We start from the raw sequence: 11,865 nt of genomic DNA, 5'->3' as shown, positions 1-11,865 counted from the left end.
TAAAAAAATAAATTATAATGTCAGATAACAAAGTTATATTAAATTATGATGGGAAAGCATTTGAGTACCCTATCATAGAAAGTACAATCGGTGACAGAGGAATCGATATCTCAAAACTGAGAGACCAAACTGGATTAATTACTTTAGATTTAGGATATAAAAATACAGGCGCTACTATTAGTGATATCACTTATTTAGATGGTGATAATGGAGAATTATATTACAGAGGTTATCCAATCGAGCAAATTGCAGAAAAATCTAACTTTACGGAAGTTATTTACCTTTTATTGAATGGTAGTTTGCCAACAACCGATCAGTTTGCAGGTTTCGAAAAAGGAATTAAAAAATATAATTTCGTTGCTGATGAGATGAAAAGACTCATCGACGTTTTCCCTCGTTCAGCTCATCCAATGGGAGTTTTGTCCTCTTTAACTTCTGCTTTAACTGCCTTTAATCCAAAAGCGGTAGATGTAACTTCAAAAGAAGATATGGATCACGCTGCAGAAATGCTGATCGCTAAATTCTCTCACCTTTGTGCTTGGACGTACCGTAAAAAAATGGGACTATCCATCAATCATGGAGATGACAGTTTAAATTATGTAGAAAATTTCTACAAAATGTGTTTCCGTCGGCCAAATCAAGAATTTCATTTAGATCCAGTTGTTGTTGGTGCCTTAGACAAATTATTAATTCTTCACGCAGATCATGAGCAAAACTGTTCTACATCAACTGTAAGAATGGTTGGTTCAGCGCATACCGGCTTATTCGCTTCAGTTTCCGCAGGGATTTCTGCGCTTTGGGGTCCACTTCACGGTGGTGCAAATCAGGCAGTAATCGAAATGCTTGAAATGATCGAAAAAGATGGAGGCGATGTCGCAAAATATGTAGAAAAAGCAAAAAATAAAGACGATAATTTCCGTTTAATGGGATTTGGTCACCGAGTTTACAAAAACTTCGATCCAAGAGCACGAATTATCAAAAAAGCTGCAGATGATATTCTAACTTCATTAGGAGTTGAAGATAAAGCCTTAGATATCGCACTACAATTAGAAAAAGTAGCCTTAGAAGATGAATATTTCATCGAAAGAAAATTGTATCCAAACGTAGATTTCTATTCCGGCATTATTTACCGCGCTTTAGGAATTCCTACAGAAATGTTCACCGTAATGTTCGCCTTAGGAAGATTACCAGGATGGATTTCCCAGTGGAAAGAAATGCGTTTACACAACGATCCGATCGGAAGACCAAGACAAGTTTATCAGGGAGCTCAAAAACGCGATTACGTGGACATGAGCCAAAGATAAATTCTTTAAATACCTACAGATTCCCTTTCAATTTATTTTGAGAGGGAATTTTTTTTATTTTTTTTGGGCGCCTCTTTCCACCTACCACTCCCGCTTTTTTGCTCCTCGTTCCTCCTCGCAAAAAGAGCTCCGTTCAAGTTGGGGCGCAGATTATGCGAAAAAGAAAATTTTAGCAAAATTGAAAATTTATGTATCTTAACGATCTGAAAAAAAGCGTTACTCAAGGCATTAAGAACGGACTTTAGTACGTGCAAATTTCGAATTAGTCATTGGCTCTAGCCGAAAAGCTTCCATTATAAAAATCATCAATGTTTAAAAATTCTAACAAAAAAAAATGGATCATTTCCGGAATAATTATTTTACTTCCACTCAATTTTCTGGCTGTCTATCTCATCAAACAAAGCATCGGAATTACAGAGGCATTAGGACATGTTGATAATCAAAAAGCAGCAGAATATCTTCATCAAAAAGTTCTTGCTTATAATGTTTTTGCAGCGGTGGTGATTACCCTCGATTTTGTTTTTATTTTAATTTTGCTCTATTTTTTATTTAAAATCATTACTAAAAATTTTAAAAATTCTCATCAATAATGAAACTTAAAAATTACATATACGGAGAATGGGTTGAAGGCTCCGGAGACGGAACTCAACTCTATAATTCAGTGAACGGTGAAAAAGTTGCCGTTGTCGACACGAAAGGAATTAATTTCGAGCACGCTCTAGATTTCGGTCGAACTGTAGGTTACAAAAATTTAGCTTCGATGACTTTTTATGATCGGGGTGAAATGTTGAAGAATATCGCATTATATCTTCTCGAAAGAAAAAAAAAATATTACGAAATCTCCTACAAAACGGGTGCAACTCACGCAGATTCCTGGGTAGATATAGAAGGAGGTTTCGGAACTTTTTTTACCTATTCAGGTTTGGCAAAAAGAATGTTACCGAACACGCCTTTTTGGGTCGATGGTGATACCCAGAAACTTGGAGCAAACGGAACTTTTCTCGGAACACATATTCTCACGCCAAGTGAAGGAATTTCGGTACAAATAAATGCCTACAATTTTCCGGTTTGGGGAATGTTAGAAAAACTTTCGACCTCTCTTTTAGCGGGAGTTCCGAGTGTCGTAAAGCCTGCAACTCCTACAAGTTATTTAACGCACGCAGTTTTTGAAGATATTATAGAAAGCGGAATTCTTCCGGAAGGTTCACTTCAACTCATTTGTGGAAGCGCCGGAAATATGCTGGAATATATGAAAGACGGAGATTCTGTGCTTTTCACAGGTTCTGCTTCCACCGGGAAAAAATTAAAATCAATGCCTTCAATCGCGCAAAATTCAGTGCGATTTAATATGGAAGCAGATTCCTTAAATTGTTCCATCCTTGGATTGGATGCAAAACTTGGAACTCCAGAATTTGATCTTTTTATCAAAGAGGTTCGAAATGAAATGACCACCAAATCTGGTCAGAAATGTACCGCCATTCGAAGAATCATCGTGCCTGAAAATTTAATTGCAGAGGTACAGAATGCTTTAATAAAATCTTTAGATCAGGTAAAAATCGGAAATCCTTTAAGCCGCGAAACTAGAATGGGCGCTCTCGCTGGAAAAGATCAATTCGCTGAAGTTTCAGAAAAAATCGAATTATTAAAAACAGAAACCGAATTAATTTACGACGGAAAACAGGATTTAGTCGATGCTAATTACGAAAGCGGTTCATTTATGAGTCCGAAATTATTCTTAAATGACAAACCTTTCGAAAAAAATATTTCCCATGATGTAGAAGCTTTCGGCCCGGTTTCCACAATAATGCCTTACAAAGATGCGGAAGAAGCTGCAGCTTTGGCAAAACGCGGAAAAGGAAGTTTGGTCGGTTCTATCATTTCTCACGACGAAAAATTTGTAGCAGAAACTGCCTGGAAAATGGCAACAACGCACGGAAGAATTTTTGTTTTAAACCGAGATAACGCGAAAGAATCAACAGGTCACGGTTCGCCTTTGCCAACATTAATGCACGGTGGTCCAGGAAGAGCAGGTGGCGGAGAAGAAATGGGGGGCTTAAATGGACTTCATTTTTTTCTACAGAAAACTGCGATTCAAGGTTCACCAGATATTTTAACTGCGATCACCAAAGTTTATCAGCAAGGAGCAACACCGACTTATTCAGAAAAACATCCATTCAGAAAATATTTTGAAGAAGTAGAAATCGGAGATTCCCTAGAAACCGCTGGAAGAACTGTAACGGAAGCAGATATCGTAAATTTCGGAAATGTTTCCTGGGATCATTTTTATGCTCATACTGATTCGACTTCATTGAACGGAACTATTTTCGACAAAACTGTTGCACATGGATATTTCATACTTTCCGCAGCTGCAGGATTATTTGTTTCCGGAAAAAAAGGTCCGGTTATCGCAAACTATGGATTAGAAAACGCTAATTTCTTCAAACCGGTTTATGCAGGAGATACGATCACTGTTTATTTAACAGCGAAAGAAAGAATCAACAAAGGTGTAAAAGGTAGAAATGTTCCAAGTGGCGTTGTAAAATGGCTGGTTGAAGTCGTGAATCAAAGAGAAGAAACCGTTTGCATCGCTACGATTTTAACTTTGGTCGCGAAAAAATCTCCTTTCATCAAAATTGACTACAAAGATTTTGCAAAACGATTGAATAATTTAACTGAGAAAACTTTGCCAAATTGGGGAAGAATGAAAGCGCAGGAAATGCTCGAACATTTGGAAGCGACAATGAAATACAGCACCGGAGAATTAGAAACCTCGGAATGTAAAACTCCGACTGAACATATCGAAATGTATCAAGATTCGCTTTATAACTTTAGAAAAATGCCGCAAGATTTCCCTGCACCTTTTTTAGAAGACGATAAATTACCGGATTTGAAATATAAAAACTTAGAAGAAGCCAAAACACATTTCATTGAATCGGTAAAAAACTATCAGATTTATTACCGGGAAAATCCAGACGCTGAACATTTACATTTTGTTTTCGGAACTTTGAATAAAGAGATGATGGAGTTGTTTCACCAGAAACATGTAACGCATCACTTTGAACAATTTGGCTTAGTAGCAGGCTAGTTCTAATTATTTCTGGAGCACAGATTTACACGGAATTATCTGTGGAAATTCGTGTAATCCGTGAGACATTTAGCGTATTTACATAATGACTTTATGGATATTTATAAAGTAATCCATCAAAGCCGGTGGAATCTGTTAAATATAAATTACAAATTATGACTGAAAATGAAATGTCCTATTTGATAAGGAGAGCGATTTTCGAAGTTTATAATACACTTGGACCCGGATTGGTGGAAAGTGTTTAAGAAAAGGAATTAGGATTGGAACTTGAAAATCAGAGTTTAGCAATTAAATTTCAGTTTCCCATTTCAGTCATTTATAAAGGAACTGATTTAGGTTTAGGTTTTCGTACAGATATTTTAGTTGAAGATAGAATTATTATAGAAATAAAATCGGTGTCAGAATTAGCGCCAATTCATCACAAACAATTATTAAATTATCTAAAATTAACCGATCTTCATTTAGGGATTTTAGTTAATTTCAACACCGATGATTTACCAAGAAATATTGTTAGAATTGTAAACGGATACCTGTAAACAAAGATCTGTGCAAATCAGTGAAATCTGTGAGCTATTTCTCGTACAGATTTGACAGATTTTCACAGAAAAATGAAAATAAGTGGAAAAAACCATCGGCGAAAAAGTAGTAGCATTCAACAAGAAATTACATTATTCTGGAGAGCTTCCTGAAGGTTTCGATGTGCTCAATCCTTTCTTCGATAATCCCGAAACTTTAACGGTGATGACCGATTTTTATAAAAAATTCTACAATGATCACAATCAAAGAAAATTCATCATCGGAATCAATCCCAGTCGTCACGGAGCAGGAGTTACCGGCGTTCCATTCACTGATACAAAACGATTGGAAAGTATCTGTGGAATTGAAATGAAATCTGCGCATACGCATGAAATTTCTTCTGTTTATCTCTACGATGTCATTATGAACTTTGGAGGTCCAGAACTTTTTTATAAAGAATTTTACATTAATTCACCTTTTCCTTTGGCAATTATTCGAAAGACTTTAAAAGGTGGATTAAACGCTAATTATTATGATGACAAAAAACTCTTCGAAGCCGTAAAACCTTTTATAATCCAGAGTTTAAAAGATCACATCAGTTTGGGTTTAGACACTTCGGAAGTTTTTATTTTAGGAAAAAAGAACGCCACTTTCATTGATAAGATCAACAGTCAGGAACATTTCTTTGATAAACTGACCGTGTTGGAACATCCAAGATATATCCAGCAATATAAAAGCAAAGAAAAACAATTATACATCGATAAATATTTAATCGCCCTAAATAAAGCATAATGAACAACGGATTCGTCAATCAGGAACTTAAAAATAATATTTCAGAAATCACTTTTGGAACCCCAAAAAGCAATTCTTTGCCGGGAGAAATTTTAGAATTACTCGCTCAAACTATTTTGGAAGAAGGTTTGAAAAAAGAAGTAAAAGCAATTTTATTAAAAAGTGAAGGGGAAAAATCATTTTGCGCCGGAGCTAGCTTCGATGAATTGCTAGAAATTGAAAAACTGGAAAAATCCAAAATATTCTTCGGAGGTTTTGCTAAAGTTTTAAATGCCATGAGATCTTGCGGTAAATTAGTCATAGTGAGAGTTCAGGGAAAAACAACTGGCGGCGGAGTTGGAATTGCATGTGCAGCAGATTATTGTTTTGCCACGAAAGATGCAGCTTTGGCTTTAACGGAATTAAATTTAGGAATTGGACCTTTCGTAATCGGACCCTTTGTAGAAAGAAAAATTGGCAAATCCGCTTATTCTGCAATGTCGATAGACGCAGATTTTCGCAGTGCAGAATGGTGTGAAAGACACGATATTTATCAGTCTGTTTCCGAAAATATTCCGGAGATGGATTCTAAAATTGAAAAATTTATTGAAGTTCTTTCCAATCGAAGTTCAGACGCTTTGGCTTTAATTAAAAAAGTTTCCTGGGAAGGAACAGAACATTTCGAACAGTTGATGCCCGAAAGAATTTTGATGAGCGCGAGTTTAATTTTAGAAGATTCTGCGAAAGAAAATATTGGTAAAATTAAAGAAAGACTTCGCGCCAAATAGTCGATGAATAATAATTCCACCAAAACCGTCCTCATTTTAGGCGCCAATTCCGATGTGGCAAAACAATGTATTTTGCAATATCTGGAAAAGGATTTCTCCATCATTGCTTCTTCTCGAAATTTAAAATCGTTGGAAAATTTCGTTAAGGAACATAAGCTTGACTCCTCCAAAATAAAGTTAAATTATTTCGACGCAACCGATTTTTCCTCCCATCATAAATTTTATGATGAACTGCCTTCAAAACCACATATTGTAATTTATGCTGCTGGCTTTTTAGTTGAAAATCAGAAAGCTTTAAAAGATTTTGAGGGAGCAAAACAAATGATGGAAGTCAATTATATGGGCGCAGTTTCCATTTTAAATATTATTGCGACAGATGACTCCAATAAAAATTTAAAAAGAATTATTGGTTTGTCTTCGCTTTCTGGAGTTCGTGGACGAAAAAGTAATTTTATTTATGGAAGTACAAAATCGGCGTTTACTCAATATTTGGCAGGACTTCGACAAGAGTTGGCTTCTAGAAATATTACGGTAAATGTTTTGGTGAGCGGTTACATTAATACGAAAATTAACGAAGGTTTAAACCTCAATAAATCTTTATTGATGGAACCAGCTTATGTAGCGAAACATATCGTGAATGCCGGAAATTATTTCTCGATCGTTCCCAATTTTAAATGGAAAATCATTTATTATATTTTGAAAATACTTCCGGAAAGTTTAGTTTCAAAATTGCCTTAAAAAATCGGAAAAATTAATTTTCCGCTTCTGATTTTAAAAAAAAACTCTAAAGATTCATAAATGATAGATCTTTATTTTAAATTTTTTTTCTCTTCCCATTTATAGAAAGCAACTGCGATATTTATTTCAAAGTAAGTAAATTCTTCTCCTAATTCTTCTTTGATCGCTTTCAATGATTGAATAGTTTGAGTTTTTGCAATAGCAATTATGGGATCTATTTTGGTCACATCTATCAACTCGCTTGGTTTAATCGTTCCCAATTCTACGAAATTAGCCAAGTGATTTTGAATAGTATTTAAAGACAAATTCCTGATTTTCGCAATCTCTTCCAAGTTATTTCCAGCTTTGTACAGATCGAAAGTTATTGTGTATGTTCCTGCCAGACTTTTATTCTCTTGTTTCGGCGCACGTTGTTTTTTCGGTGTTTTCTCTGATATTTTACTGCTCAAATTATGGTTTGTGCAATAATTTACAATTACTTTTAAAAATAAATCTCCATATTTTTCTATTTTAAAGGCGCCAAATCCACTAATTTCCCCAAGCTCGTCAATCGTAGTAGGAAGATAACCCGCCATTTCCATTAAAGTTGCATCGGAGAAAATCACGTACGGTGGCACATTTTCTTTCTCGGCTTGTTGTCTTCTCAAAATTCTTAGTTCATCAAACAATTCCTGATTTGCATCGATTTCATTGGTTTGATAAGTGGTTTCTATTTCTTCGACTGACACTGCTTTTGCCAATTCTTTTACTTTCTGTAAATTGACTTTTCTCTTTTTAAATAAAACTTCATTGCTGCTTTCCGTTAGTTTTAAAACAGAAAATTCACCTTCTGAATCCCTTAAAAATCCATTTATTGTTAATTGTTTAATTAAATTTTGCCAATGTGTTTTATCTGAATTTGCGCCAATTCCATACGTTGGTAAACCTTTCATGTACTCGGTGATTTTTACACCTTTTGAACCTCGTAAAAAATCAATAATCAAATTTTTTCCGTAGCGTTCTTTTAATCTAAATATTGCACTTAACAATTTTTGAGCATCCAATGTGGCGTCCCAACTTTCAAAATCACTCAAACAATAATCGCAGGAATTACAATTTCCAGGATGAGATTCTCCGAAGTATTCCATCAGATATTGTCGTCTGCATTTTTGCATCTCGGCAAAATCGGTCATTTGTTGCACTTTCCGAAGCATTAAACTCGACTGTTCTTCATTTCCTTCGACCATTGCAAATTTTTTCAGCTTCATCACATCCGCAATGGAATAGAACAAAATGGCTTCACTCGGCAATCCATCTCTTCCGGCTCTTCCTGTTTCCTGATAATAACTTTCGATGTTTTTAGGGAGATCTGCGTGGATTACAAAACGAACGTTACTTTTGTCTATTCCCATTCCAAAGGCAATTGTAGCAACCATGACCCGAGTTTTGTCTTTTATAAAATCATCCTGAACTTTAGCTCTTTCTATTGAAGAAATTCCTGCATGATAAAATTCTGCATCAACACCGTTTTCTTTCAAATTATTCGCCAGATCTTCCGTTCCTTTTCGGGATAAACAGTAAATAATTCCCGAATCGTTTGGATGCTCTTTTAAATATTGCAGAATATGAGTTAAAACCGACTGCTTTGGTTGCACAAAATATTTAATATTAGGTCTGTCAAAAGAGGATATTAAAACAGTCGGATTTTGAAGATTTAATTGTTTGATGATATCTTGCCGTGTTATTTCGTCGGCACTTGCGGTTAATGCAATGATTGGCGTTTCTGAAAATCCTTTTTTAATTCCATTTAAAAATAAATAATCCGGACGAAAATCATGTCCCCAATGTGAAACACAGTGCGCTTCATCTACTGCAAAAAGGGAAATTTTGATTTCTTTCAGTAAATTTAAAAAGTGACCATTATCTGCGCTCAACTTTTCGGGCGCAACATACAACAGTTTTAATTCACCATTTTTCAATTGACGAAAAGTTTCATTTTGCTCATTTGGATTCATCGAAGAATTTAGAAATGCTGCAGAAATTCCATTGACGCGCAAAGCATCAACCTGATCTTTCATCAAAGCAATTAAGGGGGAAATAACAATCGCAGTTCCTTCCAATACCAAAGCTGGAATTTGATAGCACAAAGATTTTCCACCGCCAGTTGGCATCAAGACGAAGGTGTCTTTTTTCGCAATTACATTTTCAACTGCGCTCGCTTGATAGAGTCGGAAACTATCGTAACCAAAGTATTGTTGAAGTATTGCTAAAGGAGATTTCATAAGATTCAAAATTTGTGCAGATTTAAAATTAATTAATTTTTGAGACTTTTTATTCTAATTTTGAATGTCAATTTTACTTAAATTATAAAAGATGGAAGAGTTCGTCGGCAAAATGAGTGTTCCTATCGGTAAAGTTTTCAAAGAATAGCAACGTACGATAATTTTGACAAAAAATTAAAAGATATGTCATTATTTACACCACTCATTTGGATTCTTATCATCCTTCCAATTATTATTTTAGCTATTTTTAGGTCAGAAAAGGTCAATCTGAAATATTTGGGATTGTTCGTTCTTTATTTTTTAACGGATTCTTACATTCAGCATTTGTCGAAACTCTATTTTGATTTAGACTTTTTAGGATTAAAATTCTCTTGGATTGGTAAAATTTTCAGTTTATGTTTTGCTTTGATTGTTATTTTTTCTGTTTCAAAAAAAGACAGAGAAGAAATTGGATTTACAACGAAAACAAATTCAAAAAGTCAGGTAAAATCTGGAATTCTAATTTTTATAGGATTTCTGGCTTTCGATTTTATATTCAAAATGATTCTGTTTCCGAAAGGTGGTAATTTCGATTTAGAAACTTTTGCTTTTCAAATGACAATGCCCGGTTTAACGGAGGAATTGGTTTTTAGAGGGATTTTATTTTGGCTTTTAGACAAAGCTTTCGCCCCGAAATGGAATTTCAAAGGCATAAAATTTGGTTGGGGATTTGTGATTGTTACCATACTTTTTGCAGAAGCACACGGTGTTGTGCTTACAGAAAATTATGAATTCAAGTTTGATATTATTACAATTCTTTACTTAGCCATTATTTCGTCTCTCAGTCTCGGGATTTTGCGCAAACTTTCGGGGAATCTTATTTTTCCCATTATGGGACATAATATCATCAACACGATGAATGCAATTGTTAGAATTTTATAGAAATCATCAATCAAACAGCTTCAAAAAACTATCTTTGAAGCTGTTTTTCAATTAGAAAATTATGCAAAAAATATCTTCAAATTATTTTACCGAAGGTATTGGTGAATTTGATTTTGAACAATTTTACACCAAGCAAAAAAGAGTAATATTTCATTCTTTAATGTGGTTGAGTTTTGCTTTTTTATTATTTTTAAGTTATCGATTAGCGTATCAACTCACCTATTTCAACAGCTTCATTCTTACAGTTCGGATGTGCATTGTCAATATGATTGTTTTCTATTTATTTTTCTATTTACTTCTTCCAAAAATTTTAAAATTATCGTTCGGATTTGCATTGTTTTATTTGATTGTCAGTTTTCCTGTGTTTGTAATTATTTGGCTGTTATCTACTTATGCTTTTTCTCTTATTTATCACAGTCTCGGATTTGAAATTTTAGAAGGAGAATTGAAAGGTGCAATTAAAGCAAGTGCAAGCCAAACTTTCTGGGAATCTATTTCTTTTGAAAGAATAATTTCTCAGACAATTATCTTTATTTCGATTTTATCACCGTTCTTTTTTATTAAAATCTTATTTGAAATTACTAAACTTTATAGCAGAACGATAAAGATTCAAAACCAAAAAAATCTATTGGAAATTAAAAATATTAATATTGAAAAAGATTTTTTGAAATCTCAACTCAATCCACATTTTCTTTTTAATACTTTGAATAATTTATACAGTTTAAGTCTTAAAAAAGACAATGCTGTTCCAGACGTGATTCTTAATCTTTCCGATACAATGAGTTATACTTTGTACGAATCGAACAGTGAAAAAGTAGAACTTTGGAAAGAAGTAGAATTTGTTAAAAACTATTTTGAGCTCGAAAAAATGCGTTATTCTGCGGATAGGAAAATTAATTATGAGTTTCCAACTGAAACAGATTGTAAGAATTTAAAGATTGCCCCACTTTTGACTTTCACTTTTATAGAAAATGCTTTTAAATATGGTTTAAAATCAAAAGAATCAGCTTTTTTAAATCTTAAAATAAAAGTTGAAAACGGGAATTTTATTTTTGTAATCAAAAATGATTTTGAAGAATACAAAAAAGAAAATATTCACGGTGGAATCGGAATTGAAAATGTAAAAAAACGCCTTCAGCTTTTATATCCGAATGATTTTCAGTTAGAAATTCTAAGTTCAAAAAATATTTTTAAAGTGGAGTTAATAATCAATTTAATCAAATAATGGAGAAAATAAATTGTATCATTATCGATGACGAACCACTTGGAAGAGACCTTGTAGAATCATTTGCCAAAGAAGTTTCGTATCTTAATATTCTGGGAATTTTTGAAAACCCGGTGACAGCTTTAGCTTTTCTTCAAGAAAATCCGGTAGACCTTGTTTTCAGTGATATTGAAATGCCAAAAATAAATGGGTTGGATTTTCTACGAACACTAGAAAATCCGCCGGTTTTTATTTAGGAAAAATCATCAAAATTTTG

At 34.0% G+C, this 11,865-nt stretch carries 11 protein-coding genes; 10 read left to right on the top strand and 1 reads right to left on the bottom strand.

Annotated elements, in window-relative coordinates; translation table 11 throughout:
• Positions 1-17 precede the first annotated feature (17 nt).
• The 7 genes from OA86_RS03770 (at position 18) to OA86_RS03740 (ending at position 7,202) form a co-directional block, all read left to right on the top strand.
• Entirely contained in the window at positions 18-1,304 is a 1,287-nt protein-coding gene (locus OA86_RS03770) for a citrate synthase (protein ID WP_039349095.1), read from the top strand.
• Between the two features lie 308 nt (positions 1,305-1,612).
• Positions 1,613-1,894, top strand: coding sequence for a hypothetical protein (locus tag OA86_RS03765; RefSeq protein ID WP_039349093.1), 282 nt, complete (start codon positions 1,613-1,615; stop codon positions 1,892-1,894).
• Positions 1,891-4,389, top strand: coding sequence for a phenylacetic acid degradation bifunctional protein PaaZ (gene paaZ, locus OA86_RS03760; protein WP_039349092.1), 2,499 nt, complete (start codon positions 1,891-1,893; stop codon positions 4,387-4,389). Before OA86_RS03765 ends, paaZ begins: the two co-directional genes overlap by 4 nt.
• Positions 4,390-4,649: 260 nt before the next feature.
• Complete coding sequence (locus OA86_RS03755; RefSeq protein ID WP_246008021.1) at positions 4,650-4,925, top strand: GxxExxY protein; 276 nt, start codon at positions 4,650-4,652, stop codon at positions 4,923-4,925.
• 82 nt (positions 4,926-5,007) lie between these two features.
• Positions 5,008-5,697 (top strand): SMUG2 DNA glycosylase family protein, encoded by a 690-nt coding sequence (locus tag OA86_RS03750; RefSeq protein WP_039349091.1) that lies wholly within the window; start codon positions 5,008-5,010, stop codon positions 5,695-5,697.
• Positions 5,697-6,464 carry an enoyl-CoA hydratase/isomerase family protein gene (locus tag OA86_RS03745; protein WP_039349090.1) on the top strand — a complete coding sequence of 256 codons (768 nt, stop codon included), beginning with the start codon at positions 5,697-5,699 and terminating at the stop codon, positions 6,462-6,464. Before OA86_RS03750 ends, OA86_RS03745 begins: the two co-directional genes overlap by 1 nt.
• Positions 6,465-6,467: 3 nt before the next feature.
• Positions 6,468-7,202: an SDR family NAD(P)-dependent oxidoreductase gene (locus OA86_RS03740; protein ID WP_039349088.1), complete on the top strand. Its 735-nt coding sequence runs from the start codon at positions 6,468-6,470 to the stop codon at positions 7,200-7,202.
• Positions 7,203-7,273: 71 nt separating this feature from the next.
• On the opposite strand, the gene recQ is transcribed toward OA86_RS03740, so the two are convergent.
• Positions 7,274-9,463, bottom strand: coding sequence for a DNA helicase RecQ (gene recQ / locus OA86_RS03735; protein ID WP_039349071.1), 2,190 nt, complete (start codon positions 9,461-9,463; stop codon positions 7,274-7,276).
• Positions 9,464-9,646: 183 nt separating this feature from the next.
• Here recQ and OA86_RS03730 point away from each other — a divergent pair, with 183 nt between their 5' ends.
• The 3 genes from OA86_RS03730 (at position 9,647) to OA86_RS15945 (ending at position 11,845) form a co-directional block, all read left to right on the top strand.
• Positions 9,647-10,384, top strand: a complete 738-nt coding sequence (locus tag OA86_RS03730) for a CPBP family intramembrane glutamic endopeptidase (RefSeq protein ID WP_039349068.1) — start codon at positions 9,647-9,649, stop codon at positions 10,382-10,384.
• Between the two features lie 61 nt (positions 10,385-10,445).
• Positions 10,446-11,609: a sensor histidine kinase gene (locus OA86_RS03725; RefSeq protein ID WP_177187110.1), complete on the top strand. Its 1,164-nt coding sequence runs from the start codon at positions 10,446-10,448 to the stop codon at positions 11,607-11,609.
• Positions 11,609-11,845, top strand: a complete 237-nt coding sequence (locus OA86_RS15945; protein WP_052257371.1) for a LytR/AlgR family response regulator transcription factor — start codon at positions 11,609-11,611, stop codon at positions 11,843-11,845. Before OA86_RS03725 ends, OA86_RS15945 begins: the two co-directional genes overlap by 1 nt.
• Positions 11,846-11,865 lie beyond the last annotated feature (20 nt).

Source organism: Kaistella jeonii, assembly GCF_000812865.1.
Lineage (GTDB): Bacteria > Bacteroidota > Bacteroidia > Flavobacteriales > Weeksellaceae > Kaistella > Kaistella jeonii.
Note: the sequence above shows the minus strand (reverse complement) of the source record. Positions and strands in the feature narration are given on the sequence as shown.